Annotated in this window: 22 protein-coding genes; 8 read left to right on the top strand and 14 right to left on the bottom strand. The window is 67.6% G+C overall.

Annotated elements, in window-relative coordinates:
• The first annotated feature begins 109 nt into the window (after nucleotides 1–109).
• Nucleotides 110–901, top strand: a complete 792-nt coding sequence (locus KIP89_RS00795) for an aminotransferase class IV (RefSeq protein WP_213753510.1) — start codon at nucleotides 110–112, stop codon at nucleotides 899–901.
• Between the two features lie 18 nt (nucleotides 902–919).
• On the opposite strand, the gene KIP89_RS20075 is transcribed toward KIP89_RS00795, so the two are convergent.
• From KIP89_RS20075 to KIP89_RS00775, 4 genes are all read right to left on the bottom strand, one after another.
• Complete coding sequence (locus KIP89_RS20075) at nucleotides 920–1,597, bottom strand: DUF930 domain-containing protein (protein ID WP_369807014.1); 678 nt, start codon at nucleotides 1,595–1,597, stop codon at nucleotides 920–922.
• Nucleotides 1,598–1,784: 187 nt separating this feature from the next.
• Entirely contained in the window at nucleotides 1,785–3,335 is a 1,551-nt protein-coding gene (locus KIP89_RS00785; protein WP_213753509.1) for a 2-isopropylmalate synthase, read from the bottom strand.
• Nucleotides 3,336–3,800: 465 nt separating this feature from the next.
• Complete coding sequence (locus KIP89_RS00780) at nucleotides 3,801–5,375, bottom strand: DHA2 family efflux MFS transporter permease subunit (RefSeq protein ID WP_213753508.1); 1,575 nt, start codon at nucleotides 5,373–5,375, stop codon at nucleotides 3,801–3,803.
• A gap of 23 nt (nucleotides 5,376–5,398) precedes the next feature.
• Nucleotides 5,399–6,571, bottom strand: coding sequence for an HlyD family secretion protein (locus tag KIP89_RS00775; protein ID WP_250152098.1), 1,173 nt, complete (start codon nucleotides 6,569–6,571; stop codon nucleotides 5,399–5,401).
• Nucleotides 6,572–6,731: 160 nt separating this feature from the next.
• Between KIP89_RS00775 and KIP89_RS00770 the strand changes: the two genes are divergently transcribed.
• A complete protein-coding gene (locus KIP89_RS00770) occupies nucleotides 6,732–7,388 on the top strand; it encodes a TetR/AcrR family transcriptional regulator (RefSeq protein WP_250152097.1) in 657 nt (218 codons plus the stop codon).
• Here KIP89_RS00770 and KIP89_RS00765 read toward each other — a convergent pair.
• The 4 genes from KIP89_RS00765 to KIP89_RS00750 form a co-directional block, all read right to left on the bottom strand.
• The gene (locus tag KIP89_RS00765; protein ID WP_213753505.1) at nucleotides 7,367–9,934 is read right to left on the bottom strand and encodes an HWE histidine kinase domain-containing protein; all 2,568 of its coding nucleotides are present in this window, start codon (nucleotides 9,932–9,934) and stop codon (nucleotides 7,367–7,369) included. The two genes, KIP89_RS00770 and KIP89_RS00765, sit on opposite strands and share 22 nt — an antisense overlap.
• Before the next feature lie 169 nt (nucleotides 9,935–10,103).
• Nucleotides 10,104–11,342 (bottom strand): SAM-dependent methyltransferase, encoded by a 1,239-nt coding sequence (locus KIP89_RS00760; RefSeq protein ID WP_213753504.1) that lies wholly within the window; start codon nucleotides 11,340–11,342, stop codon nucleotides 10,104–10,106.
• 57 nt (nucleotides 11,343–11,399) lie between these two features.
• Entirely contained in the window at nucleotides 11,400–12,815 is a 1,416-nt protein-coding gene (locus KIP89_RS00755; RefSeq protein ID WP_213753503.1) for a diguanylate cyclase domain-containing protein, read from the bottom strand.
• Nucleotides 12,816–12,927: 112 nt separating this feature from the next.
• Nucleotides 12,928–14,325, bottom strand: coding sequence for a malonyl-CoA decarboxylase (locus KIP89_RS00750; RefSeq protein WP_213753502.1), 1,398 nt, complete (start codon nucleotides 14,323–14,325; stop codon nucleotides 12,928–12,930).
• 237 nt (nucleotides 14,326–14,562) lie between these two features.
• Here KIP89_RS00750 and KIP89_RS00745 point away from each other — a divergent pair, with 237 nt between their 5' ends.
• The 3 genes from KIP89_RS00745 (at nucleotide 14,563) to KIP89_RS00735 (ending at nucleotide 17,954) form a co-directional block, all read left to right on the top strand.
• Complete coding sequence (locus KIP89_RS00745; protein WP_213753501.1) at nucleotides 14,563–15,306, top strand: DUF3750 domain-containing protein; 744 nt, start codon at nucleotides 14,563–14,565, stop codon at nucleotides 15,304–15,306.
• Nucleotides 15,307–15,372: 66 nt separating this feature from the next.
• A complete protein-coding gene (locus KIP89_RS00740) occupies nucleotides 15,373–16,212 on the top strand; it encodes a lytic murein transglycosylase (protein ID WP_213753500.1) in 840 nt (279 codons plus the stop codon).
• 116 nt (nucleotides 16,213–16,328) lie between these two features.
• Nucleotides 16,329–17,954 (top strand): GMC family oxidoreductase, encoded by a 1,626-nt coding sequence (locus KIP89_RS00735; protein ID WP_213753499.1) that lies wholly within the window; start codon nucleotides 16,329–16,331, stop codon nucleotides 17,952–17,954.
• A 205-nt stretch (nucleotides 17,955–18,159) separates the two neighbouring features.
• Here KIP89_RS00735 and mepA read toward each other — a convergent pair whose 3' ends face one another.
• A complete protein-coding gene (gene mepA, locus KIP89_RS00730) occupies nucleotides 18,160–19,002 on the bottom strand; it encodes a penicillin-insensitive murein endopeptidase (RefSeq protein ID WP_213753662.1) in 843 nt (280 codons plus the stop codon).
• Nucleotides 19,003–19,037: 35 nt separating this feature from the next.
• Nucleotides 19,038–20,045, bottom strand: a complete 1,008-nt coding sequence (locus KIP89_RS00725; RefSeq protein ID WP_213753498.1) for a L,D-transpeptidase — start codon at nucleotides 20,043–20,045, stop codon at nucleotides 19,038–19,040.
• A 237-nt stretch (nucleotides 20,046–20,282) separates the two neighbouring features.
• On the opposite strand from KIP89_RS00725, the gene KIP89_RS00720 reads away from it, so the two are divergent.
• Nucleotides 20,283–20,666, top strand: a complete 384-nt coding sequence (locus KIP89_RS00720) for a PRC-barrel domain-containing protein (protein ID WP_213753497.1) — start codon at nucleotides 20,283–20,285, stop codon at nucleotides 20,664–20,666.
• Nucleotides 20,667–20,726: 60 nt separating this feature from the next.
• Here the strand turns inward: KIP89_RS00720 and KIP89_RS00715 are convergent, their stop codons facing one another.
• The 4 genes from KIP89_RS00715 to lepA all read right to left on the bottom strand — a co-directional run bounded on the left by KIP89_RS00715 (nucleotide 20,727) and on the right by lepA (nucleotide 23,464).
• The gene (locus tag KIP89_RS00715; protein WP_213753496.1) at nucleotides 20,727–20,909 is read right to left on the bottom strand and encodes a YegP family protein; all 183 of its coding nucleotides are present in this window, start codon (nucleotides 20,907–20,909) and stop codon (nucleotides 20,727–20,729) included.
• Nucleotides 20,910–20,996: 87 nt separating this feature from the next.
• Nucleotides 20,997–21,386, bottom strand: a complete 390-nt coding sequence (locus KIP89_RS00710; RefSeq protein WP_213753495.1) for a DUF2283 domain-containing protein — start codon at nucleotides 21,384–21,386, stop codon at nucleotides 20,997–20,999.
• Complete coding sequence (locus KIP89_RS00705) at nucleotides 21,383–21,655, bottom strand: hypothetical protein (RefSeq protein ID WP_213753494.1); 273 nt, start codon at nucleotides 21,653–21,655, stop codon at nucleotides 21,383–21,385. Before KIP89_RS00705 ends, KIP89_RS00710 begins: the two co-directional genes overlap by 4 nt.
• Before the next feature lie 3 nt (nucleotides 21,656–21,658).
• Nucleotides 21,659–23,464 carry a translation elongation factor 4 gene (gene lepA, locus KIP89_RS00700; protein WP_213753493.1) on the bottom strand — a complete coding sequence of 602 codons (1,806 nt, stop codon included), beginning with the start codon at nucleotides 23,462–23,464 and terminating at the stop codon, nucleotides 21,659–21,661.
• A 212-nt stretch (nucleotides 23,465–23,676) separates the two neighbouring features.
• Between lepA and KIP89_RS00695 the strand changes: the two genes are divergently transcribed.
• On the top strand, nucleotides 23,677–25,584 hold the full coding sequence (locus KIP89_RS00695; protein ID WP_213753492.1) for a PatA/PatG family cyanobactin maturation protease: 1,908 nt from the start codon (nucleotides 23,677–23,679) through the stop codon (nucleotides 25,582–25,584).
• A 2-nt stretch (nucleotides 25,585–25,586) separates the two neighbouring features.
• The gene (locus tag KIP89_RS00690; RefSeq protein ID WP_213753491.1) at nucleotides 25,587–25,829 is read left to right on the top strand and encodes a hypothetical protein; all 243 of its coding nucleotides are present in this window, start codon (nucleotides 25,587–25,589) and stop codon (nucleotides 25,827–25,829) included.
• Nucleotides 25,830–25,865: the final 36 nt, after the last annotated feature.

Below are 25,865 nucleotides of genomic sequence, written 5' to 3'. Positions count from 1 at the left end.
TCGCCGTCCCCGACCACGCGCCGGGCGCCTACCCGCCTTTGCTGGCCCCGGCCGCCCTGCCGACGCCGGACTGGGCCAAGGTCTGGCCGGCGCGCTGGGGAGCGGAGCGGTGAGCGCCATTATCTCCGTCGAGGATCGCGGCTTCACGCTCGGCGACGGGGTGTTCGACACCGCGCTGGCGCTGGACGGGCGCGTGCTGGCCGGCGCACGCCATGTCGACCGGCTGGTCGCGGCGGCGCAGGCCATTGGCATTGCGGTGACCCATGAGGCTATTGAGGCGGCGATGGCGGCGGGCCTGAGCGACGCGCCCGCCATCCTGCGCACCACGGTGACACGCGGGAGCGCCGCGCGCGGACTCTGGCCGGCCAGCGTCGGCGCGCCGACGCTGGTGACGACGACGGCGCCGTGGAGCCCGTCGCTGATCGGCCAGCCGGCGCGGCTGATCACCGCGACGGGGCGGCGCAACGAGTTCTCACTGAGCGCCAATCTCAAGACGCTGGGCTATCTCGACCATATCCTGGCCGCGCGGCAGGCGGCGGAGGGCGGCGCGGATGACGCGCTGATCCTGAACACGCAGGGGCGCGTCGCCTGCTCGACCATTGCCAATGTGGTGATGCTGATCGGCGGGCGGCTGGTCACGCCGTCCCTTGCCGAGGGCTGCCTGCCGGGGATCATCCGCGCGCTGCTTATCGAGGCCGCACCCGCGCTCTGCCTCGCAGTGGAGGAGCGCCCGCTGGCGCCGGAAGCACTCGCCGGGGCAGATGCGGTGTTCCTCACCAATTCCGTGCGGCTCCTGCGCCCGGTGGCGGCGCTGGACGGCGTGGCACTGGCGCAGTCCCCGCAGATGGAGAGCGCGCTCACAGGGGCGCTGACGGCCGCGCTGGGCATACCGGAGGCCTGAGCGGCCGCTCCCGCAGGATCAATGCACCGCCGGCAGGTTGAGCGCCGACCATTCGCTGCGCGGAATCGGCGGGCCGACGCGGAACGCGAAGCCGGCAACCGCGCGCCGGGCGGCATCGAGTTCGCAGCGATAGGCCACCTCGTACCAGGCCCGGCCGCTGCGAAAGGCGCCGCCCTGCGCGACGAAGGCGCCATCCTCCCAGCGTGGGTCCGAGAGCGCATAGTCCACCAGCCGGTCCGGCTGCAGGCTGGCGCGCCAGCGGTGGATCTGCTCCATGGCCTCGAAGTCGCAGAGCTGCGCCACATACTCATCGTCGGCAAGGGTGGTGAGCTGGCGGCGCAGCGGGCGGTTGCGCGGCTCGTGCAGCGCGGCGTCCGAGAGCATGCGCTCGGCGCGGATCATGTCGGGCGGCGGCGCGGCGCGGGCCGGCTTGGCCGCAGCGCCCGGTAGCGCAGGCGCGGGCGCTGGTGCGACGACCGAGGGCGCTGGGTCGGACAGGGTGGCGCGCCCCGTCGCGGCGGCGAATTCAGCGGCGCTGATGACCTCCGTCTCGATCGCCGGCGCCTCGGGGGCCGAGAGAGGGCGAATGGCCGCCAGCAGGGCGAGGGCCAGCAGCGCCAGATGAAAAACCAGCGAGGCGCCGATATCGAGCCCGCCCGGCCATCGCGGCGGCAGAGCGGACGCGTTCCAGCGCACCTGTGCGTCCGCGGGGTCCACAGCGCGCGCGGCATTCGTCATGCGGGAACGGACGTCGTGGACGGGAGCATATCAGACGGACCGACGGTGGCCTGACATGCCTAGCCGCGCGGCTCGGCATCATTGTGGCGGCGGCGCGAGGCAGGCCCCGCGCCGCTCATTCGTCACGCCGAGATGGCGCGAGCCTTCACTCCGCCGCGGGCTGGGCGGCGTTGAGGCTGTGGCGCTTGGTGTGCAGCTTGTTCAGCGCGATGATATAGGCCTGCGCCGAGGCGACCAGCGTGTCCGGGTCGGAGCCGCGCCCGGTGACCGCCTTGTCGCCTTCCTCCAGCCGCACCGAGACTTCCGCCTGCGCGTCGGTGCCCTCGGTCACGGCGTGGACCTGATAGAGCGCCAGCTTGGCGGCGGCGTGCGGGACGATCGCCTTGATGCAGTTGAACACCGCGTCGACCGGGCCGTTGCCCTCGCATTCCTCGGTGATGACCTGGCCGTCGACCGCCATCTTCATGGTGGCGCGCTGCGGGCCGTGGCTGCCGGCGATGACCGAGAGCGAGACCAGCTTCACGCGGTCATGGGCGGCGGCGATCTCCTGATCGACCAGTGCCTCGATGTCCTCGTCATAGACCAGTTTCTTGCGGTCGGCCAAATCCTTGAAGCGGGTGAAGGCGTCGTTCAAGGCGTTCTCGCCCAGCTCGTAGCCGAGCGCCTTCAGCTTGTCGCGGAAGGCGGCGCGGCCGGAATGCTTGCCCATCACCAGCGAGGTCTTGTTCACGCCCACGCTCTCGGGGGTCATGATCTCGTAGGTGGTGGTGTTCTTGAGCATGCCGTCCTGATGGATGCCGCTCTCATGGGCGAAGGCGTTCCGGCCGACGATGGCCTTGTTGTACTGCACCGGGAAGGAGGTCACGGCCGAGACCAGCTTGGAGGCGCGCATCAGCATGGTGGCGTCGATGCCGGTGTCGTAGCGCAGCACGTCGTTGCGCACGTTGATCGCCATGATGATCTCTTCCAGCGCCGCATTGCCCGCGCGCTCGCCAATGCCGTTGACCGTGCACTCGATCTGCCGCGCGCCGCCGGCCAGACCCGCCAGCGAGTTGGCCACCGCCATGCCGAGGTCGTTGTGGCAATGGGTCGAGAACACCGCCTGGTCGGAATTCGGCACGCGCTCGATCACGGTGCGGAACATCGCCTCATATTCGCCCGGCGTGGCGTAGCCGACCGTGTCGGGCAGGTTGATCGTGGTGGCGCCGGCCTTGATGGCGATCTCCACCGCGCGGCACAGGAAGTCCATCTCGGTGCGGGTGGCGTCCTCGGCCGACCATTCGACATTGTCGACATGGCCGCGGGCGCGGGCGACGGAGGCGCCGATCATCTCCAGCACCGTCTCCGGGTCCTTCTGGAGCTTGTACTTCATGTGCACCGGCGAGGTGGAGATGAAGGTGTGGATGCGCGGGCGGCGGGCGTGGCGCACCGCCTCGGCGCAGCGGTCGATGTCGCCGGGGGCGGCGCGCGAGAGGCCGGCGATCACCGCGTTCTTGGTGCGGCGGGCGATCTCGGCGACGCTCTCGAAATCGCCATTGGAGGCGATCGGGAAGCCGGCCTCGATGATGTCGACGCCCATCGTGTCGAGCAGCTCGGCCACCTGCAGCTTCTCCTCGAAGGTCATCGAGGCGCCGGGGCACTGTTCGCCGTCGCGCAAGGTGGTGTCGAAAATGACGACGCGGTTCTTATCGGACATGGGGGTCTTCCTTCTGGGCGTCCTGCGGCCGGGAGCCTTCATGGGCATCGTCCGGCGCTGATCTGGCGTGGTGCGACTTGATGGGCGTCATCCCCTGAGCGCCCAGGCATAATGCCCGGCCGGCCCTCAGGGGCGGCTAAGAAGAAGGAGCCCGGACGCAAGGAGAGCCAGCCCCGAAAACCGCAGGGCGGTCGGGGTCGCGGTGCAGCGGCGGACGGACGCAAAGGTCACGGCTCGGCTCTCGCGAGGGTTGCTCTCAGGACGAGTTGTTTAGCCGAGCGCGGATGAAACGGCAAGCGGGGCGGTGTTGGGGGGCAATGGCGGCGAAAGCCCCACTCCATGCTCGTCATCCCGGACGGCCCCAGGCCGATCCGGGATCGCGTGCCGCGCGAACCGATGACGATCCCGGCTCTTCGCCCTGCGGACTACGGCCGGGATGACGCACGCCCAAACAGGGCCCCGCCCCTAATGCCCGCCCCCGCCACCGCCGGGGTTCTTGGGCCGGCTCATCAGAGGGGTGAAGAAGAACAGCATCACGAACAGTGCGGTGAGCACGAGGAACACATCGGCGAAGGCCATCACCTCGGCCTGGATGCGCACCTGCCCGGCCATTTCCTTGAGCGCCGCGCGGTCCGCATCCGAGCCCAGCGCCGACAGGGCGCTGGTCATCGCGTCCAGCCGCTCGACGGCGACACCATTGGCCCATTGCACGCTCTCGTGCAGCCGGGCGAGGTGCAGGTCCCAGCGGTCGTTCAGCACCGTGTTGATGAGCGCGAGACCGACCGCGCCGCCGAGATTGCGCATCAGGTTGAACAGGCCGGAGGCATTCTTGAGCTGCGCCGGCGGCAGCGTGCCGAGCGAGATGTTGTTGATCGGGATCATTGCCATCATGATGCCGACCCCGCGCAGGATCTGCGGCCAGAGCAGTTCCCAGAAATCCCAGTCGCTGGTGAGCCCGGTCACCTGCCAGGTGCCGAGCGCGAAGGCGAGGAAGCCGAAACCGATCATCAGCCGCGGATCGACCTTGGCGACCAGCCGCCCGGCCAGCGGGGCGGTGAGGAACATGGCGACGCCGGAAACGAACATGGTCTCGCCGATCATCAGCGCCGAATAGCCCCGCACCCGCGCCAGATAGAGCGGGTAGAGATAGGTCAGGCCATAAAGGCCGATGCCGACCACGAAGCTGAAGGCCGAGCCGACCGAGAAATTGCGGTTGGCGAAAGCGCGCAGGTCCACCACCGGCTCGCGCGCCATGAACACCCGCGCGAAGAAGGCGACCGACGACACAATGCCGATGAGGGCGAAGATCAGAATCGCCTCGTCCTGGAACCAGTCATTGGTCGGCCCCTCCTCCAGCACGAATTCGAGGCTGCCGAGGAAACCGGCCATGAACAGCAGGCCCCACCAGTCGAAGCGGTCGAGCAAGGCGAGGTCCGGTTCGTCGAAATCGACCAGCGTCGCCGTGGCGATGATGACGAAGATGCCGGGCACGATGTTGACCAGAAACAGCCAGTGCCAGGAGAACAGATCGGTGAGATAGCCGCCAATGGTCGGCCCGATGGTCGGGGCCAGCGTGGCGACGAGGCCGATCATCGGCGAGACGATGGGCAGCTTGCTGCGCGGAAACACCGAATAGGCGGCGGCGAAGACGGTCGGGATCATCCCGCCGCCGAGAAAGCCCTGCAAGGCGCGATAGGCGATCATCTGGTCGATATTGGTCGCCGTGGCGCACATGAAGCTCATCACGGTGAAGCCGGCCGCCGAGCCGACGAACAGCCAGCGCGTCGACAGCGCCCGCGACAGGAAGCCGGATAGCGGGATCATGATCACTTCGGCGATCAGATAGCTGGTCTGGACCCAGCTTATCTCGTCCGACGAGGCGGCAAGACCGGCCTGGATTTCCGCCAGCGAGGCCGAGACGATCTGGATGTCCAGGATCGCCATGAACATGCCGAACACCATGCAGAGAAAGGCGATCATGCGCCGCCGGTCGCGGGCGGCGGCGCTCTCCCCCGTCCCGGTGATGACAGCGTCCGACATGATGGGTCCTTTCCGGCGCCGGTTCAGGCGCCTCCGCGGGTATCGACGGTGGCGACCACCGACATGCCCGGCCGCAGCTCGGCCTTGGCGCGGGCTTCCTCGTCCAGCTCGATGCGGACCGGCACGCGCTGCACGATCTTGGTGAAATTGCCGGTGGCGTTCTCCGGCGGCAGCAGGCTGAACACGGAGCCCGACGCGGGGGCGACGCTGAGCACGTGGCCGTGGAACTGCTCGTCCGGGTAGGCATCGACGGCGATGTCGACCTTCTGGCCCGGATGCAACTCGCCGAGCTGGGTCTCCTTGAAGTTGGCGTCGACATAGACCTGGCTCATCGGCACGAGCGCCAGAAGGCGCGTGCCTTCCTGCACCAGCTGGCCGACCTGCACCGCGCGGTTGCCGACCACGCCGTCGAAGGGCGCGCGGACCACGGTGAAATCGAGATTGCGCTGGGCCTGATCGCGCGCCGTGCGGTACTCGTCGAGCAGGCGCACGGCTTCCATCTGCTGGGCATGCAGCACCGCGACATTGGCCTCGGCCGACGCGATGGCGGCCTTGGCGGCGTCGACGGCCGCCTGCGCCTTGTCACGGTCGGCGCGCGCGGTCTCAAAAGTCGCGCGGCTGGAGAATTGCGACTTGGCAAGCTCGGTCTGGCGGTCAAGTTCAAGCTGGGTGCGGTTCAGCTCCGCCGCACTGGAGGCCAGTTCCGCCTTGGTCTGGTCGACGCTCGCCTGCCCCGCCGCGATCTGCTGGCCATAACGCTCGATCGTCGCTTCCTGGGTGGCGATCTTGCCTTCGGCGGCCTTCACCGCGAGCAGGTAATCGCCATCGTCGATGCGGGCGACAACATCCCCCCTCTTGACCGGCTGATTGGTCTGCACATCCAGACCGACAATGTGGCCGGAGACGCGGGCGGCGATGATCGAGGTGTCGGCCCCGACATAGGCGTCATCGGTGGACACGAGGAAACGCCCTACCTGCCACCAATGCACGCCGTAATAGCCTCCCCCGGCCAGGGCCGCGATGAGGAGGGCGCCGAACACCAGCCGGCGCCGCGACGTCTTCGGCGGCGCGGGGGATGGGCTCGCCGCCTCGGCCGGTGGCGCCTCGGGCGCTTGCGCCGGTGCCTCCTCGCGCTTGCGGGCAATGAAGGGCACCGGCTCGGAACCGCCCTGCGGCTCGATCTCGCCGATATCCATGTTTCTCGTCCGGCTGCCCGTCTGTGCCATGACTTACCTCACCAAAGGTCAACTAAACCGTTTAGTTCATTTGACAATTTACATAGCAAACTAAACCGTCTAGTCAATGCCTTTGACAAAGCACCGTTCCGCCGCCTAACTGGTCGGGAGGCACATGATCATGACCGATATCGCGACACTGACGGCCCACGCGGCCGAACGGCTGGAAGCCGAATCCCCCAAGCGCCGCGAGGTGATCGAGGGCGCGCGGCGTGTGTTCTTCGACAAGGGCTTCGACGGCGCCAGCATGGATGAGGTGGCCAAGGCCGCCGGCGTCTCCAAGGCGACCATCTATGCGCATTTCGCCAGCAAGGATGAGCTGTTCGAGGCGCTGGTGCTGAGCGAGCGCGACCGCTCGGCCGAGCGTCTGTTCGCGGTGGACCCGGCCGTCGACGATATTGCCGGCGTGCTCCAGCATATCGGCATGTCCTTCATGACCATGATGGTGCGGCCCGACAACATCCGGCTGGTGCGCATGGTGGTCGGCGTCGCCGAAAAATTCCCGCGCATCGGCCACAGCTTCTTCGAGGCCGGCCCCTGCCATGGCGGGCGGCGTATGGCCGATCTCCTGCGGGGGGAGGAAGCGCGCGGACGCCTCGACCTGAATGGCGAGGACTCCGTCGAGGTCGCGCATCTGTTCCTCAACATGTGCCACGGCAATTTCGTCAAGGCGATGATGTTCACCGGCGCCGAGCCGCCCACCGCCGAGGCGATCGCCACGGCGGTCGAGCGCGCGGTGCGGGTGTTCCTCGCCGCCTATGGCGCGAAGGTGGGCTGACCCCCGCTCTGGCGCCGCAATTCCCGCAGCGCGGCCAGCAGCGGCTCGCGCTCATAGGGCTTGGCGAGCACCGGCACGTCCTCGCAGCCGGGCGGGATCATCGAGCGGTCGCCATAACCGGTGGCGAACACGAAGGGCACGCCGCGCCGCTGCAATTCGGTGGCCACGGGAGCCGAGGTGCCGGCACCGAGATTGACATCGAGCACCGCCACATCCGGGGTGAAGTCCTTCAGCCGGCGCAGCGCCTCCGCCGCCGAGGGCGCGGTGATGACATGGGTGATGCCGGCATCCTCCAGCATGAACTCGACATCCATCGCGATCAGCATCTGGTCCTCCACCAGGAGCACCGCGACATTGTCGAGCGGATCGCCGGGGGCCGCCTGCGCCCCGGCCTCTTCGCCGGTCCCCGCTTCGGCGTCGAGCAGGCCGGCGCTGAGCACATGGCGCGCGGGCAGGCGGAAGCGGGCCTGCAGCCCCGCGGCCTCGAAGCGCATCTCGCTCTCGCCGCCCAGATCATAGGGCACCGCGCGCTCGATCAGCGCCGTGCCGAAGCCCGAGCGGCCGCTGCGCACCACCGCCGGCCCGCCGGACTCGCGCCAGAGCACCTCGCAGCTGCCATCCTCGACGAGCTGCCAGTGGACCTCCACCCGCCCGCCCGGCCGCGACAGCGCGCCATATTTCGCCGCGTTGGTCGACAATTCGTGCAGCACCAGCGCCATCACCGAGAAGGCCCGCGCGTCGAGCCAGACGGTGGGGCCGGCTAGCGAGGCGCGCGTCGCCGTGCCGCCATAGGGGGAAAGCTCGGCCCGCAGCAGATCGGCCAGCGAGCCGCCGCCGGCCCCGCGCACCACCTGGTCATGGGCCACCGCCAGCGCCTGGATGCGCCCGCGCAGGCTCTCGACATAGTCCTGCGTGCTCCGCCCATCCTGCAGCGAGTGCTCGACCAGCGACTTGATGACGGCGAGGATGTTCTTGACCCGGTGGTTCAGCTCCTCATTGAGCATGCGCTGGCGGGTATCGGCCTTGTCGCGCTCGTCGGCCATCAGTTCGCTGTGACGCAGGACGATCTCGACCAGCGTCGAGCGCGCCGCCTCGGCGATCTCGCGATCGGCGTCGCTCCACGGGGTCGCCTGATGGCGCACCGTCTCCTTCCAGATGGCGAAGCTCTTGCGCGGGGTGAGCCGATCGCCGAACGGGCCGGTGGCGTAGATCTTCTCGGGACGCCCGGCCCAGTCCAGCGTGTGCACGATCTCCTTGCGGAAGAAGAACAGATAATCGCGCGGCAGCTGCGACAGCGGCAGGGCCAGCACGCCCGCCGCCGTCGCGCTGAAGGCTTCCGCATCCGGCCAGTCGCGCGCCAGGCTGTCGGTCGCCCACACCTTGCCGTCAGCCCGCGCCCCGGCATGGGCCAGCAGGCCCGGCACGGCCGAGATCGGCGGCACCGCTCCCTGGGCGCTCCATTCGCCGGACAGCCACAGGCCGATGCCGTCGCACGCCATCAGCTTGGCGAACTCGGCCATATGGGTGCGCAGCAGCTCGCCGACATTCTCATGCTGCGAGGCCAGCCGCAGGAAGCGGTCGAGCGTGCGGCGGGCGGCGGTGGCGACGTCGAGCGTGCGCTTCTGCTTCAGCGCCTGCAGATGCAGGGCGAAGAAGGCGCCGAACATTTCCGCCGCCACGCGCTTCGCCATGGGCAGCACGCGGGGTGCATAATGGTGGCAGGCCACCAGCCCCCAAAGCTGGCCATCCACCACGACGGAAATCGACATGGAGGCGGCGACCCCCATATTGCGCAGATATTCCAGATGGATCGGCGAGACGGCACGCAGATGCGCATGGGACAGGTCGGTCGGCGCGTCCATCTCCTCTTCCGCGGGCACCAGCCCGCAACGCTCGCCGCCGGCATCGCCGATGACGCGGATGATGTTGCGCAGATAGAGCGCGCGCGCCTGCTGGGGAATGTCGCTGGCCGGGAACCACTGATAGAGGAAGCTCTCCAGCTCCTCGCGCTTGTCCTCGCTGACCACCTGCCCCGCCCCATCCGCCGCGAAGCGGTAGATCATCACCCGGTCATAGCCGAGGGTGGAACGCAGCAGCCGCGTCGAGTGCTCCAGCAGCTTGTCGACATCCTTTTCGCTGCGTACCCGCTCCAGCAGCGCGCGGGCGAGGTCGAGCGTCGGCCCGTCCTCCACCGAGGGCGGCTCGAACTCGATGAGGGCGTTGCCCGCGAAACAATGCACGGCCACGTCAAAGCGCGCGCCGGAGGATAGGGCGAGGTCGAACAGCAGGGCGGGAGCGGAGGGGTCGGGCGCCGCATCAAGCGCAGCGCGGATGCGCGTCGCCCCCGCCTCGCCGATCAGCTCGGCCAGATCCTGCCCAACAAACTCGCCGGACAGGCCGAGCATGTCCGGCGCATTGCTGGAATGGCGGCGGACCCGCCCGCCCTGGGGATCGCAGACGATCAGGCAGCCATGGCACTGGGTGGCGCCGGGCACATGGATCGGTTCGCGGTCGCAATTGGAGAGGTCGACGGGTCCCTGCACCATACGCCCCTCAGCCCACGCGGCCGGCGCGCCGCCCGGCGGCGGGGGACGGGACCGGACGGAGCGGAGGCCGTGAATGGATGAAGGCGGATGAAGCGGACATGCGGGCGGGAGCTCTGACCATTGGCGACCAAAGCACTTTCAACGCCTGCGCCCGACGGTAGTTCCAGACCTAGGCGAGTTCCGCCTGCGGCATACGGGCCGCCAAGGCGCGTTCCTCGTCCACGATAAAGTCGCGGATCACCGGCACCGCGTCGCGCTCATTGGCCAGCAGGAGCTGGAACACCATGTTGGAACCGTTGAGAAAGCCGAGCTCCACGGCGACCAGATAGAATTCCCACATCCGCGTGAAACGCTCGCCCATCATGGCGACGACCTGCGGGCGCACCGCCTCGAAGTTCTGCCGCCAGTGCTTGATGGTCCAGTAATAGTGCAGCCGCAGGACTTCGCAGTCCGCCGTCCACAGCCCCACCCGCTCCAGCGAGGTGAACACCTCCGACATGGCCGGCACATAGCCGCCGGGGAAGATGTATTTGCGGATGAAGGGCGCGGTCGTGCCCGGCTGCGACATGCGGCCGATGGCATGGATCATGGCGAAGCCGCCGGGCGCCAGCAGGCGCTTGATCGTGTTGAAATAGTCGTCGAAATGATTGACGCCGACATGCTCCATCATGCCGACCGAGACCACGCGATCAAACGTGCCGGTCAGGTCGCGGTAATCGCGCTCGAAGAAGGTGATGCGGTCGAGCACGCCGGCCGCCTCCGCGCGCTTCTTCGATTCGGCGAGCTGCTCGGTGGCGACGTTGATGGCGGTGACATGCACGCCGAGCTTGGCGAGATAGATGGCGAGCGCGCCCCAGCCCGAGCCGATCTCGGCAACCCGCATCCCCGGCTCCAGCTTCAGCTTGGCGGCGATGTGGCGGAGCTTGGCCTGCTGGGCCTCCTCCAGCGAGGCATCGGGGGTGGGGAAATAGGCGCAGGAATAGATCATCTGGCTGTCGAGCCAGAGGCGGTAGAAATCCGGCGGGTGATCGTAATGGCTCTGCGCGTTGCTGGCGGCGCGGCCAAGCGGATTGGACTGGTGCCACCGCTTCAGGGCCCGCCAGCCGCGGCGCAGCGCCTGCTGCACCGGATGGGCGGCCAGACCCCGGCGGTTGATCGAGAACAGATAGAGGAAATCATAGACCGTCGAGCCATCCTCGAAGGTCAGCCGGCCGTCCATATAGGCCTCGGCGGCCAGCAATTCGGGATTGAAGAACAGCTCGCGGTCGAGCTTGTCGTCGTGCAGGCGCATGACGACGGTGGGCCCCTCCCGGCCACTGCCGAAAACGGTCCTTGTCCCCTCCGGCTCGATAACCACGAGGCTGCCCTTGTGGACGAAACGTTTCAGCAAATGGGGAAGAAACCGCATGAAGGGCACCGCACGTCGACAAAAAGAGGGGCATCGGGCACCGCCCGGCCCGCCCTGTCAAGGCAGACTGTTTCTGGAAACAACGGCGACCGGCCGCCGCCCGGACTGGCCGGGCCTGTGACGTTGGGGGTCGAACAGGCAGTAGGTGCTGCGGCCCGCCGCCTTGGCGGCATAGAGGGCGCGATCGGCCTGGGCGAAAAGGTCGGACGGCGCATGCGCCGGCGAGCCCGCCAGAGTGACGCCCATGGATCCGTTGATCGACACGGGCCGGTGGCGCCAGACGAAGGGCACGGCAAGGCTCGCCACCGCACAGGCGGCGAGGCTGGCAATCGCCGCCTCCTCGCGGGGACCGAAGGCCAGCACGCCGAATTCATCGCCGCCGATGCGGGCCACCAGCGCATCGGCACCGAACACGCCGCGCAGGCGCCGCGCCACCTCGCGCAGGCACTCATCCCCCGCCGCATGGCCGAACGTATCGTTGATCTGCTTGAAGCCGTCGATATCCACGATGACCAGCGCCGCCAGCCGGTTGCGCCCCTCGCCAGCCGCCGCGGCTTCCGCCAGCCGGGCCTCGAACACCCCGCGATTGGCGATACCGGTCAGCGGATCGCACTCCGCCAGAACCCGCAGCCGGTCCATGAGCTGGCGTTCCAGCGTGATGTCCTGCTTGGTACCGAAGATGCGGGCCGGGCGATCATCGACGGTTTCGACTTCCGCCGACAGCCGCACCCAGCGGGCCTGTCCCGTCATCGTGCGCACCTCGATATCGAGGGTGAAGCCTCCACCCTCGGCGACGCAGCGGGAGCGCAGACGCTCCATCTGCTCGCGCGACTCATCGCTGTAGAGGCGCAGAGCGGTCTCTCGCGTGATGGGACTGCCGCGCGGCAGCCCGAAGATGTCGTAAATGCCGTCGGTCCAGGTCAATTCGCCGGTGACCAGATCGCATTCCCAGACCCCGATCCGCGCGAGGCTGGAGGATCGCTCATACATTTTCCGGTAGCGGACAAGGTCCGCCTCGCGGCCCTGCGCTTCCCGTGTGATGGCATCGGTCCGCGTCGCCATGCGCAGCAGACCCGCGACGACACCGGCGACACGCTCAAGGCCCGCGGCCGCGCTCGCGGGAAAAGCGCGCGGGCAGGCATCAAAGACCGCGAGGATCGCCTTGGTCTCGCCATCCAGCTCGACCGGCACGCCGGCATAGAAGCCAAGCCGGGCCACATGCGCCAGCGTCGCATCCGCGCGCGTGTCCTCCACGACGCGCAGGCCACCGGTGCCATGAAACGCCGCGAGATCGACGCCATCCAGCACATCCGCCTTCAGCGTGCCACGGCGCACGCGGCCCGGCGGCGCGCTCAGCAACAGCATGGCCCCCGGCATGTCGAGGGCCATGCAGGCGAGATCGAGAAGATCGTCTATCGAGCGGCCGTCCATGTGCCGGAGCAGCGGCGATACCGCGCTATCGTTCGTTGGCACCCCGTCTTGCTGCAAGTCGGGCCTCGTCCTTCGGCAACGTTCGAAAATATCTGATCACATCAGGACGCCGCAGGCATCGAAAGAGCAAATCAACGTAACGTCAGCAGGAACGTCAGCCGGCGAGCGCCCGGCTGGTCGCGGATTTGGCGGCAGCGGGTTTGGCGGGCCCTTCCGCGCGCAGGAGACGGCGCACCGGGGCACTGGCGACGATCTCGCCCTTGTCGAAATAGGCCTCGTGATTGGCTTCGATATCCTCCAGCAGATAGCGGTAGTTGACCATCAGCCCGAAGGCCTGCGCCATGCCGCGGGCGGACAGGTCGCCGAAGGCGTTGATCCGCTCCAGCCGCGCGCCATTGCCGAGATGGAAGCGCGCCACCGGATCGAGCAGCTTGCCCTTGGGCGAGCGGGCGATCAGGAAATAATGCGCCGCCAGCGCCTCGATGGTCGCCGTCGCCGCCGCGAGCTGCGCGGCATCGGGCGAATCGCTCGCGGCCAGCGCGTCGAGCGCGACGCGGTCCTCGCCGGTCAGCACGAGGGAGGCCGGGTCAGCCCGCTCCGCCTCGATGAAGGCGCGGAAGCCGGGCACCGGCGAGAGCGTGACATAGGTGGAGAGGTTGGGGAATTCGCGGGAAATCTCCTCGACCACCTGCTTGATGAGGAAATTGCCGAAGCTCACCCCGCCAAGCCCGCGCTGGCAGTTGGAGATGGAATAGAACACCGCCGCCTTCGCCGTCTTCGGGTCGAGCGGCGTGCGTTTCTCGGCGAGAATCGGAGCGATGGCGCCGGGCACCTCGCGGGTCAGCGCCACCTCGACGAAGATCAGCGGCTCGTCGACCAGCGCGGGATGGAAGAAGGCGTAGCAGCGCCGATCCGGGCTGTCGACGCGGGCGCGCAGGTCGTTCCAGTCGCGGATTTCGTGGACCGCTTCATAGCGGATGATCTTTTCGAGCACATTGGCGGGCGTCGACCAGTCGATCCGGCGCAGCACGAGGAACCCCCGATTGAACCAGGATGAGAACAGATGGGTGAAGTCGCGGTCAACCTCGGCGAGGTCGCGGCGGCGGGGCAGGCCGTCGAGCAGGTCGGCGCGCAGGGCGACCAGCCGGGCCGTGGCGCCGGGGGCAAGGTTCAGCCGCCGGATCAGTTCCTGCCGGCGCGGTTCGCTCGCGGCGTGGAGCTCGGCGATGGAGGCGCCGGAGGGCGCGGCGGCATGAGTGGCTATGGCGGCGTCGAGCCGGGCCATGTCCGGCCCGAAAGAGGTCGCCAGCGTCTCGAAGAAGGCATTGCGCTCGCCGGTCTTCAGCCGGCCATAGGCGAGCAGGATCTCCCGCGCCAGCGCCACCCCCGACGCCTCGCCCTGCCCCGACAGCAGCCGGTCGCACAGATCCTTGAGCCCGGCGGCCCGCAGCGCCCCCGCCGGCCGGCGCTCGCGGCCGATATCGAGCAGCGCGCGGCCGCGCTCAGCGATGGAGCCGAGCAGATCGCCGAAGAAGCGCGCGCCTGCGTCCATGGTCGCTCCTGGCAATGGTGAGCGGGCGCGCGAACCGCGCCGGAGAGGAACGTATGAGAGCGCGTCGGTACGACGGGCGCAAGCCGGGGCCGCGCCGGGTCGTGGGCGCAAAGTGGTGACCGGTGCGGCAAATCCAGTGCCCTGCTCTTTCGGCGCGGAGGTGCGGAGAGGACACATTTTCGCGTGCGGCGCCGCAAGGCCTTGTGGATGGCGCCATCGGGGACAGATTAGCACCCCATGATCCGCGCCTTCCGCATGCTCCTCCTCACCTTTCTCCTGTTCTTCGCCCTGCCGCTCGGCGCCCATGCCCTCGTGCAATGGCACGGGCGCGACTGGTCGGCGAACTGGCGCACCGCCGACTGGTCGAGCACCGGCACCCTGCCCGCCGCCGACGCGCATCCCGACGCCATGGTGCGGGTCTATGCGGCGCGGGTCGGGCGCTGGCGCGGCATCTTCGCCGTCCATACCTGGCTGGTGCTGAAGGACGACGGCGCGCGGGCCTATGAGCGCTACGACAAGGTCGGCTGGGGCTCGCCGGTGCGCCGCAATGGCTACGCCCCGGACGGGCGCTGGTATGGCAACGAGCCGGAGATCGTGTTCGAGGCGAGCGGCGCGCAGGCCGCCGCGCTGATTCCGAAGCTGCGGGCGGCGGTCGAGAGCTATCCCTACCGGGACTATGGCGACTACCGGGTCTGGCCGGGACCGAACTCGAACACCTTCATCGCCCATGTCGTCGGGCAGGTGCCGGAAATGGCCATCGCCCTGCCGCCCACCGCCATCGGCAAGGATTATCCGGTGGCCGGCGGCTGGTTCGGCCTTGCCCCCTCGGGCACGGGCCTGAAAGTGTCGCTCGACGGCTATGCCGGGTTCACCCTCGCTTGGGTGGAAGGCATCGAGGTGAACATCCTCGGCGCCGTCGCGGGGCTCGATGTGCGGCGGCCGGGTATCAAGCTGCCCGGCTTTGGCCGCATCGGCATTTGATCCTCGGCGGATACCGCGCGTTCATCAGCCGCGTGCATGATGGAAGAAATACTCCGGGGAGGAACCATGCTGAACCAGACCGCCACGCGCACCGTCCGAGCCTGTGCCCTTCTCGCCGCTGCCGGCGCCGCCGCGTTCCTCGCCCTCGCGGCCCCCGCGCAGGCGGCGCAATGCGGCAATGACGCCTCCGGCTTCAATGCCTGGCTGGGCGAGTTCCGCCGCGAAGCCGTGGCGCAGGGCATCACCCCGGCGACGCTGCGCACGCTGGACGGGGTGACCTACGACACCAAGGTCATCAGCCTCGACCGCAACCAGAAGCACTTCAAGGTAAGCCTCGAAGAGTTCATCAAGAACCGCATCTCCAAGGGCCGTATCGCCAAGGGCCGGCAGATGCTCAAGCAGTACGGACCGACGCTGGCGCGCATCGAGCGCCAATATGGCGTGCCCGGCCCGATCCTCGTGGCGATCTGGGGCATGGAGACCGATTACGGCGCCAATATCGGCAAGATGCCGATCCTGCGCTCGCTCGCCACCCTCTCCTATGACTGCCGCCGCTCCGGCTTCTTCACGCCGCAACTGCTCGACGCCCTGCGCATCTATCAGCGCGGCGACCTGACGCTCGACGAGATGCGCGGCGCCTGGGCCGGCGAGATCGGCCAGACGCAGTTCCTCGCCAGCTCCTATGCGAAGTTCGCGGTCGATTTCGACGGCGACGGGCGCGCCGACCTCGTGCGCAGCGCGCCCGACGTGCTGGCCTCCACCGCCAATTACCTGCGCGGCTATGGCTGGCGCGCCGGCGCCGGCTGGGGACCGGGCGAGCCGAACTACCAGGCGCTGCTCGGCTGGAACAAGGCCGAGGTCTACGCCAAGGCGCTCGGCATCTTCGCCGAACAGCTGACGCAGTAGGGCGCAGCCCGCGTTTGCGAACATCGCGTGGGCGGGAATGCGCATTGTCGCGCGGCGGCGTGGCGGGCAGGTTGCGGGCCAAGAAACGTACCGCTGAATCGTCCGAGGAATCGCCCATGCCCGCCCCCTCCCCCGACACGGAAGCCTATGACTACATCATCGTCGGTGCCGGCTCGGCAGGCTGCGTGCTGGCGAACCGGCTCTCGGCCGATCCGAAGAACCGCGTGCTGGTGCTGGAAGCGGGCGGCCGTGACAACTGGATCTGGTTCCACATCCCGGTCGGCTACCTCTTCGCCATCGGCAATCCGCGCGCCGACTGGTGCTTCAAGACCGAGGCCGAGCCGGGACTGAACGGGCGGGCGCTGAACTACCCGCGCGGCAAGACCATTGGCGGCTCCTCCGCCATCAACGCCATGATCTATATGCGCGGGCAGGCCGGCGACTACGACCACTGGCGCCAGCTCGGCCTCACCGGCTGGGGCTGGGACGACGTGCTGCCGGTGTTCCGAAAGCACGAAGACCATTATCTCGGCGCGGGCGAATTCCACGGCGCGGGCGGCGAGTGGCGGGTGGAGTTTCCCCGCCTCACCTGGACGCTGCTTGACACGGTGCGCAAGGCGGCCGAGCAGGCGGGCATCCCGCCGATCGCCGATTTCAACACCGGGGACAATGAGGGGTCGTCCTATTTCCAGGTGAACCAGAAGCGCGGCTTTCGCTGGAGCGCCGCGCGGGGATTCCTCAAACCCGCGCTGAAGCGGGACAATCTCCGGCTGGAAACCCATTGCTTGACCGAGCGGGTGCTGATCGAGAATGGTCGGGCGGTTGGCGTGGTCTACCGGCAGAATGGGGTGACGCGCACCGCCCGCGCGAAGGCTGAGGTGATCCTCGCCGCCGGCGCCATCGGCTCGCCGCATCTGATGAAGCTCTCCGGCATCGGGCCCGGCGCGGAACTGGCGGGGCACGGCATCCCGGTCGCGCTCGACCGGCCGGGCGTCGGCGCCAACCTTCAGGACCATCTGCAATTGCGGATGATCTACAAGGTCTCGGGCGTGCCGACGTTGAACGAGCAATATCACTCGCTGTTCGGCCGGGCGAAGATGGGGCTGGACTTCGCGCTGTTCCAGCGCGGGCCGCTCACCATGGCGCCCTCGCAGCTCGGCATCTTCACCCGCTCGCGGGCCGAGGTGGAACGCGCCGACCTCGAATTCCACGTGCAGCCGCTCTCGCTCGGCAAGTTCGGCGAGCCGCTGCACAGCTTCCCGGCCTTCACCATGAGCGTGTGCAACCTGCGTCCGACCAGCCGGGGCGACCTCACTCTGGCCAGCGCCCACGCCACCGCCGCCCCGCGCATTCGCCCGAACTATCTGGCGACCGACGAAGACCGGCAGGTCGCCGCCGACAGCATCCGGGTCGCCCGCCGCATCGTCGGGCAGAAGGCGCTGGCGCCCTACCGGCCGGACGAGATGCTGCCGGGCCCGAGCATCGACGACACGCCGGAGGCGCTGGCGCGGGCGGCCGGCGACATCGGCACCACCATCTTCCATCCCGTCGGCACGGCGAAGATGGGCCTGCCGAGCGACCCGATGGCGGTGGTCGACGCGCGGCTGCGGGTGTTCGGGATCGGCGGGCTGCGGGTGGCGGACGCCTCGGTCATGCCGACCATCACCTCCGGCAACACCAATTCGCCGACCATCATGATCGCCGAGAAGGCGGCGGGAATGATCCTCGAGGACGGGCGGTGAGAACACTATCCACTCGTTGCCCAGTGGGAGCACCTCCTAGCGGCCTCTTTCCTCTCCCCATTGGGGAGAGGTGGCCCGCGAAGCGGGTCGGTGAGGGGTGACACGGCTGCGGGCGGAAGTGCCCCCTCACCCCAACCCTCTCCCCGGCGGGGAGAGGGAGGAGCCCCCATCGCCATAAGCGCCCCATTTTGACGATCGGCGAAAGCTACGGCGCCAGCAGCACCTGACGGCAGGCGGGCGGCAGGTCCTTCAGCATCATCGGCGGTGGCGGCTTGGCGGGCTTGGGCGCCGGCTTGGGGTTGATATTGCCCTCCGAGAACCACCAGTCCAGCGCGCTGCCGCATCCCTCGCCCGGCGTCACCGGGTCCTGCGGCCGGCAGTCGGGGCTACCCTCCGGGCAGGCGATGCGCACATGCATGTGGTAGTCGTGGCCCCAATAGGGGCGGACCTTCTGGAGCCATGTCCGGTCGCCCGTGGCATCGCGGCACAGCGCCTTCTTGATGGCCGCGTTGACCAGCACGCGCTCGACATCCGGGTCCTGCGCCGCCGCGCGGATGACGGCGATATGCGAGGGCGTCCACACCGCCGTATCGACGTCCCGCCGGTCGGGCCGCACGATCATGGTGGCGGAAATCTTCTCGCGCTCCTCAGGCGTGAAGGCGCGCTTCGGCATCGGGGTCAGCCAGATATCGGCATCAAGCCCGATCTGGTGCGAGGCGTGGCCGGTGAGCATCGGCCCGCCGCGCGGCTGCGACATGTCGCCGACCAGGATGCCCGGCCATTTGGAGACCTGCGGCACCTTTGCGGCGAAGCGTTCCAAGAAGGCGACGAGGGCGGGATGGCCCCAGCTGCGGTTGCGCGACAGGCGCATCGCCTGCCACGCCTTGCCGTTGATCGGCAGGGCGATCGCACCGGCGAGGCAGCCCTTGGAATAGAAGCCGATGGAGCGGGTCGACAGCTCCGCCGGCTCCTTGGCGCCGCCGAACAATTGCTTGGCGGGCGTGGTGTCGGCGGCGGACTGCGCCTGCGCGCCGGAGGGCGCCAGCATCGCGGCCAGCAAAAGGATCACCGCGCCCCGCACGGTTAGCTCATCGCCTGGGAGAGCACGACGAAATCCTTGCCGGAGCGCGTCTGCGGCGCGGCGGACAGGTCGGTGATGAACAGGGTCGAGCCCGGCACGAGCAGCTTGGCGAGCTGCTGGTTGGCCTCCGGCGCGACGGTGATGCGGTTGATGGCGCTCGTGGCCTTGCCCGCCGCCGCGCCATTGCCCTCGAAGGAAATGGCGGTCCAGGACACCTCGCCGCCGACCTGCTTCAGCACATAGACGACATTGCCGAGCGGGGTCTGCGGATCGGTGAGGGTGACGGGCGCGCGCAGCACCTCCACCGCATCCTTGAGGGCAACGAGCTGCTTGTCGGCGCCGCTGACGATCAGCGAGACGGCGTCCTGCGCCGGGTTCGGCGCGGCTTCCGTGTCGGGCGTGCCATTGGCGTTCTTTGGCGCGTCGGCCTGAATGGCGGTCGTGGCATCGGCCGGCAGCACGAGTCCGGGATGCAGCACGTCGACCGGCTGGGAATGGGAATCGGCAATGATGACCGGCGTGCCGTAATGCGTCACGCCGAACACCAGCTTGGCGAATTCGAGCGGCAGGTGAACACAGCCATGCGAGGACGGATAGCCCGGCAGCCCGCCCGCATGCAGCGCGACGCCCGACCAGGTCAGGCGCTCGGTAAAGGGCATGGAGGCGTCGTCATAGATCGACGAATGGTGATCGACATCCTTCTGCAGGATGGTGAACACCCCGACCGGCGTCTCGTGGCCTTCCTTGCCGGTCGAACAGGTGGACGCACCGATGCGGACGCCGTTGCGATAGACATAGCAACGCTGGTCCGGCAGCGAGACGATGATGGCGACGAAACCGTCCGGCGCGCGGTCGGGATACCAGACATATTGTCCGGGCTTCAGCGCATCGACATCGGTGACGACCGCCGTCTGCGCGGTCGCCGGCCCCGCGAGTGCGGCCGCGGCACCCATGCCGAACAGTCCCAGAGCGGTGCGCCGCGTCAGCGGAAGGGAGCGGGCGTGGCGCATAGGGGTGATTCTCCGCATCGGACCTGGCGCGCTTTATAGCGTCGGGGGCCGGCGGACGCCATGTCGGCCAGACGCGTCAGCTGACAGGTAACATGAAGCTGAACGGCGCAGGTTTTCGGCGCCGCGCGGCTGGCGAACCGCAGGAACATCTTATTTTCTTCGAAATTTGACATGGAACGTTACGTTGTCTCGGTCGTTTTCCTGACAATGCAAGCCATTCAACAGGAGAGCCACGATATGGACAGCACGCAGCACAATCTCGCCGCCAGCGAAACCATGACGCTGATCGGCTCCGACAAGGTCGAAGGCACCGCCGTGTACCGCCCCGATGGCGAGCGCGTCGGCTCCATCGAGCGCATCATGATCGACAAGCTCAGCGGCCAGACCGCCTATGCGGTGATGAGCTTCGGCGGGTTTCTCGGCTTTGGCGAGGACTACTATCCCCTGCCCTGGTCGCTGCTGAACTATGACGAGGCGCTGGACGGCTATGTGGTCGACATCACCGAGGAGCAGCTGCGCGGCGCGCCCCACCATGCGAGCGCCGATGACCGCTCCTGGGAAGACCGCGACTGGGACAGCAAGGTGAACGACTATTACAAGGTGCCGCCCTACGTCATCTGACGGGCGACGTCCCACAAAACAGAAGGCCGGGCTCGCGCCCGGCCTTTTCATTAGGGTCGGTCATTCCTTGGTCGTGTCGACCAGATCCGCGCCGGGGGTGTTTTTCTTGATCGACTCGATGGCGCTCAAGGCGGACGCCTTGGCCTTGTAGCCTTCCGAGCTGAACATCGCCTCGCCGTTCGGCGCCTTGAAGCGAAAGCGGAATTCGCCCGCCTTGTCCTTGTAGACCTCGAATTTGTACATGGTTTCCTCCCTGTGGGAGGCACCATGTCAGCACGAAAGGCCGCCCGTGGGTAGGCGCGCTCAGTCGTCCACCTTGAGCGCGGCAGATCACGCCGCTGTCAGGTCCGCAAGCTCGGCTTCGGAGAAACCCTTCCGCATTTCCTCAACGGCGGCAACCGCCTCGGCCTTGCCGGTAAAAGGTCCAGCCAGCCAGAGAGGCTCGCCATTCGGCCTGAGCCCTCTGACGCGATACTCGCCCGTCTTGTCTCGATAAATCTCGATGCGGTTCCCCGAACCCGATGCACTCTTGACGATTGCGACGGGTTCTTGCGCCCCGAGCTGTTCATTCGCATTCAACAGCTCTATGCCGTAGATCGATCCGTCCGGCGCCAGATCGACGTTCAGCTCATCACTGATATGAACGGTCTCAACCTCGCCGGCAGGCTCGCGCAGGCGGATATAGGCGATGTTCAGCGTCGGATCATGGGTGAGTTTCATGGCGCCGCCTTTCCGAAGAATTTGACCAGAACGGTTACGACGATCCAGCGACCGTGCTCCTCGACCGCAAAAACTTCGATCTGTTTGGTGGTATAGAATTGGCCACGCCAGTGAGAATTGAAAGGGTGATTACGGCGAAAGCCAACCCTTCCGAACTTCGCTGGAAACGATTCGCCTGACACAACCGTCTCGACGATCTCGACTTCGGTCGCGCCCCGCTCCTGTGCACTCTCTCGGGCGTGTGGGGCTATCTCGACCGAAACGGACATGTCTCAGTCGTCGACCTTGAGCGCGGCTATGAAGGCTTCCTGCGGGATTTCCACGCGGCCGAACTGGCGCATCTTCTTCTTGCCCTCCTTCTGCTTCTCCAGCAGCTTGCGCTTGCGGCTGATGTCGCCGCCATAGCACTTGGCGGTCACGTCCTTGCGCAGGGCCTTGATGGTCTCGCGGGCAATGATCTTGGCGCCGATCGACGCCTGGATCGGAATCTGGAACAGGTGCTGCGGGATCAGGTCCTTCAGCTTCTCGCACATGGCGCGGCCGCGATATTCGGCGCGGGTGCGGTGCACCAGCATGGACAGCGCGTCCACCGGCTCGGCATTGACGAGGATCGACATCTTCACGAGATCGCCGACGCGGTAATCGGTGATCTGGTAATCGAACGAGGCATAGCCCTTGGAGATCGACTTCAGCCGATCATAGAAGTCGAACACCACCTCGTTCAGCGGCAGATCATAGGTCAGCATGGCGCGCGCGCCGACATAGGTCAGCTCGATCTGGCTGCCGCGCCGGTCCTGGCACAGCTTGATGACCGAGCCGAGATAGTCGTCAGGCGTCAGAATGGTGGCGCGGATCCACGGCTCGCGGATCTCCTTGATCTTCACCACATCCGGCATGTCGGCCGGGTTGTGCATGTCGATCACGGTGCCGTCATTCATCTCGATCTCGTAGATGACCGAGGGGGCGGTGGCGATCAGGTCGAGGTTGAACTCGCGCTCCAGCCGCTCCTGGATGATCTCCAGATGCAGCAGGCCGAGGAAGCCGCAGCGGAAGCCGAAGCCCAGCGCGGCCGAGGTCTCCATCTCGAAGGAGAAGCTTGCGTCGTTGAGGCGCAGCTTGCCCATGGCGGCGCGCAGATCCTCGAAATCGGCGGCATCGACCGGGAACAGGCCGCAGAACACCACCGGCTGCGCCGGCTTGAAGCCCGGCAGCGCTTCGGCGGTCGGGCGCTTTTCCTCGGTGATGGTGTCGCCGACGCGGGTATCGGCGACTTCCTTGATCGAGCCGGTGAGGAAGCCGATCTCGCCCGGGCCGAGCTGCGACAGGACGGTGAGCTTGGGCGTGAACACGCCGACGCGGTCGACGTCATAGACCGCCTCGGTACGCATCATCTTGATGCGCTGGCCCTTCTTCATCACGCCGTCGACGATGCGCACCAGCACGACGACGCCGAGATAGACATCGTACCAGCTATCGACCAGCAGCGCCTTGAGCGGGGCGTCGCGGTCGCCCTTGGGCGGCGGCAGGCGGGTGACGATGGCTTCCAGCACATCGGGAATGCCGATGCCGGTCTTGGCGGAAATCATCACCGAATTCGAGGCATCGAGACCGATCACGTCCTCGATCTGCGCCTTCACCTTGTCCGGCTCCGCGGCCGGCAGGTCGATCTTGTTGAGGACCGGGACGATCTCGTGATTGTTGTCGATGGCCTGATAAACGTTCGCCAGCGTCTGCGCCTCGACGCCCTGCGAGGCATCGACCACCAGCAGCGAGCCCTCGACGGCGGCGAGCGAGCGGTTCACCTCATAGGCGAAGTCGACATGGCCGGGCGTGTCGATGAGGTTGAGGATGTAATCCTTGCCGTCCTTCGCCCGGTAGGACAGGCGCACGGTCTGCGCCTTGATGGTGATGCCGCGCTCGCGCTCGATATCCATGCTGTCGAGCACCTGCTCGGACATCTCGCGCTCCGACAATCCGCCGGTGATCTGGATCAGGCGGTCGGCGAGAGTCGACTTCCCATGATCGATGTGGGCGACGATGGAGAAGTTGCGGATGTTGTCGATCGGCTCGGTGCTCATGGCCGGGCGTATAGAGCATCCGCAGCGAAAACGGAAACCTCATCTACACGGCCGAACAGGCGCGGCGCGCCGCTCCCTCAAGCGGCCGATCACGGACCCGGCGCAGGTCGGCATACGCGCAACTGCAATCAAAGGTAGATAATTTAACTTTACATATATCATAGGTTGACGAACCGAGCCCACAACGGCAAATTGCATCCGGGGGTTGCAAAATGCACATCACGGCCGCCGGTCAGCAGGGACAGACGCAGGTCACGGTCGCTGTACTGGACGGCCCCGTCGACCTGGATCACGCCTGCTTCCGCGGAGCGCAGATAGAACTGCCGCTTGGCCAGCCCGAGCCTCTCGACAGTTCGGCAGCCACGCTGCACGGGACGCATGTGGCGAGCCTGCTGTTCGGGCAGATCGGCAGCGAGGTGGCCGGCCTGATTCCGGCCTGCCGCGGGCTCATCATTCCCATCTTCACCGGGGATGGAGACCGGCTCGCCGCCTCCCAGCTCGATCTCGCCAGGGCGATCCTGGTGGCTGTGGAAAACGGTGCGCACTTCATCAACATAAGCGGAGGGCAGCTCTCGCCCTCCGGCGCGCCCGATCCCGTGCTCGCGCAGGCCATCGCCCGTTGTGCCGAGCGCAACGTGCTCATCATCGCGGCGGCGGGCAATGACGGGTGCGCGTGCCTGCATGTTCCGGCAGCGGTCCCCTCCGTGCTCGCGGTCGGCGCTCTCGGCACGGACGGGGCGCCGCTGGCCTCGAGCAATTGGGGTGCCCTTTACCGGACGCAGGGCCTGCTCGCGCCGGGCCAGGAGATCCTCGGAGCCCGCGCCGGTGGCGGCACGGCGCGGCGCAGCGGCACGAGCTATGCCGCGCCCCATGTCGCCGGCCAGGCCGCCCGGCTCGCCGCCCTGCAGATAGCCTGCGGACATGCGCCTGACCCGCATGCGATCCGCGCGGCGCTGCTTGAGACCGCCATTCCGTGCCCGGACGAAAGCGCCGCCGACTGCGCGCGCTTTCTCGCCGGCCGTCTCGACATCATCGGAGCCACCGCAAGGATTCAAGGGGGATGCGCCATGTCCGATAGCCTGCACGTGCCGATCGCCGACGCCACGATCCGGGACACCGCGCCCCGGCCACTCGCCTCTGCCCGCATCATGGCATCGGGCGAGCCGGCGCCCGAGCCCTCGGCGACCGATGCCAGCCCCGGCCCGGAACAGGCCACGGTGACACCCTCCGATTGCGGATGCGGGTGCGGGGGCAAGAAAAAAGCCGAAGGCGGCGGCTGCGGATGCGGCTGTGGCGGCAAGGGTCAAGCGCCCGCCCGACCACAGCTCGTCTATGCGCTCGGGCGGGTCGGCTATGATTTCGGTTCGGAAGCCCGGCGCGATTCGTTCATGCAGGCGATGGCAGGCGAGGCCAACAATCCCCTTCACCCGGATCATTGGCTCGGCCATCTCGATGCCAAGCCCTACGACGCCGCGTCGGTGATCTGGACGCTCAATCTCGACGCGACGCCGATCTACGCGATCCACCCGGTCGGTGCCTTTGGCGATACCGGTTACAAGATGCTGCGCGACGCCTTCAAGGCGCAGATCCACGAGGGCGCGGAGATCGTCTCCATTCCCGGCGTGATCAGCGGCACGGCGAGGCTGCAGTCGGGGCAAACGGTACCGGTCATCGTGCCGGCCATTCGCGGCATCTACTGCTGGAATCCGCAAGCGATAATTGATGCGATTCTCGGGATGCAACCGATGGCGGCGACGGATCAGGACACCTATGACCGCTTTTCCGCCGGACTGACCAACTTCCTCAGCCGCGTCTATTATGACCTGCGCAATTTGGGCATCACCGGCGAGGAGCGCGCCCTCAACTACTCGGCCACCAATGCGAGCCAGATCGCCTCGGTGCTCCAGAGCACGACGCGCCAGCAGCTCGACCTCGACTCGATCATGGTCAAGAAAAGCCCGGTCTGCCGGCCCGATTCCGACTGCTACGACGTCGAGATCGCCTTCTTCAATCCCGACAACACCAATGTCGCGAGCCGTATCTACCGCTTCACCGTCGATGTCAGCGATGTCGTGCCGGTGACGGTGGGCACCGTGCGCAGTTGGGCGCGGAGAGTCTAGCCATGGCGGAAAAGCGCCCGCGAGCTTCCCGGCGCAAGCCCGCCGCACCCGCGCCCGTGGCGAGCCTGATGCGCCTGCCGCCGCAGGTCCCGCCGCGACCGCGCGGGCCCTCAACGCAGCCGCTGCAGATACGCCTCGGCATGACGCTTTCCGACTGCGTCCGCTGCCATGCGGCCTGCAGCGAACTTCCCAAGCCGATGCGGGAGACCTGCCGCATTCTGTGCAGCCAGCACTGCCGCCTCTGATCCCTGTCTGCGCCCTGTCGACAGGGCGCGGACGCC

Source organism: Ancylobacter radicis (assembly GCF_018449475.1).
Classification (GTDB): domain Bacteria; phylum Pseudomonadota; class Alphaproteobacteria; order Rhizobiales; family Xanthobacteraceae; genus Ancylobacter; species Ancylobacter radicis.
Note: the sequence above shows the minus strand (reverse complement) of the source record. Positions and strands in the feature narration are given on the sequence as shown.

Excerpts from the sequence above, each read along its gene's own strand:
- KIP89_RS00775 (WP_250152098.1), bottom strand. The coding sequence starts at position 6,571 with ATGGATATCGGCGAGATCGAGCCGCAGGGCGGTTCCGAGCCGGTGCCC.
- KIP89_RS00725 (WP_213753498.1), bottom strand. The coding sequence starts at position 20,045 with ATGCGCCACGCCCGCTCCCTTCCGCTGACGCGGCGCACCGCTCTGGGA.
- KIP89_RS00770 (WP_250152097.1), top strand. The coding sequence starts at position 6,732 with ATGACCGATATCGCGACACTGACGGCCCACGCGGCCGAACGGCTGGAA.
- KIP89_RS00785 (WP_213753509.1), bottom strand. The coding sequence starts at position 3,335 with ATGTCCGATAAGAACCGCGTCGTCATTTTCGACACCACCTTGCGCGAC.
- KIP89_RS00720 (WP_213753497.1), top strand. The coding sequence starts at position 20,283 with ATGGACAGCACGCAGCACAATCTCGCCGCCAGCGAAACCATGACGCTG.
- KIP89_RS00750 (WP_213753502.1), bottom strand. The coding sequence starts at position 14,325 with ATGGACGCAGGCGCGCGCTTCTTCGGCGATCTGCTCGGCTCCATCGCT.
- KIP89_RS00735 (WP_213753499.1), top strand. The coding sequence starts at position 16,329 with ATGCCCGCCCCCTCCCCCGACACGGAAGCCTATGACTACATCATCGTC.
- KIP89_RS00715 (WP_213753496.1), bottom strand. The coding sequence starts at position 20,909 with ATGTACAAATTCGAGGTCTACAAGGACAAGGCGGGCGAATTCCGCTTT.
- KIP89_RS00740 (WP_213753500.1), top strand. The coding sequence starts at position 15,373 with ATGCTGAACCAGACCGCCACGCGCACCGTCCGAGCCTGTGCCCTTCTC.
- KIP89_RS00705 (WP_213753494.1), bottom strand. The coding sequence starts at position 21,655 with ATGTCCGTTTCGGTCGAGATAGCCCCACACGCCCGAGAGAGTGCACAG.
- KIP89_RS00695 (WP_213753492.1), top strand. The coding sequence starts at position 23,677 with ATGCACATCACGGCCGCCGGTCAGCAGGGACAGACGCAGGTCACGGTC.
- KIP89_RS00765 (WP_213753505.1), bottom strand. The coding sequence starts at position 9,934 with ATGGTGCAGGGACCCGTCGACCTCTCCAATTGCGACCGCGAACCGATC.
- KIP89_RS00745 (WP_213753501.1), top strand. The coding sequence starts at position 14,563 with ATGATCCGCGCCTTCCGCATGCTCCTCCTCACCTTTCTCCTGTTCTTC.
- KIP89_RS00760 (WP_213753504.1), bottom strand. The coding sequence starts at position 11,342 with ATGCGGTTTCTTCCCCATTTGCTGAAACGTTTCGTCCACAAGGGCAGC.
- lepA (WP_213753493.1), bottom strand. The coding sequence starts at position 23,464 with ATGAGCACCGAGCCGATCGACAACATCCGCAACTTCTCCATCGTCGCC.
- mepA (WP_213753662.1), bottom strand. The coding sequence starts at position 19,002 with ATGCTGGCGCCCTCCGGCGCGCAGGCGCAGTCCGCCGCCGACACCACG.
- KIP89_RS00710 (WP_213753495.1), bottom strand. The coding sequence starts at position 21,386 with ATGAAACTCACCCATGATCCGACGCTGAACATCGCCTATATCCGCCTG.
- KIP89_RS00690 (WP_213753491.1), top strand. The coding sequence starts at position 25,587 with ATGGCGGAAAAGCGCCCGCGAGCTTCCCGGCGCAAGCCCGCCGCACCC.
- KIP89_RS00780 (WP_213753508.1), bottom strand. The coding sequence starts at position 5,375 with ATGTCGGACGCTGTCATCACCGGGACGGGGGAGAGCGCCGCCGCCCGC.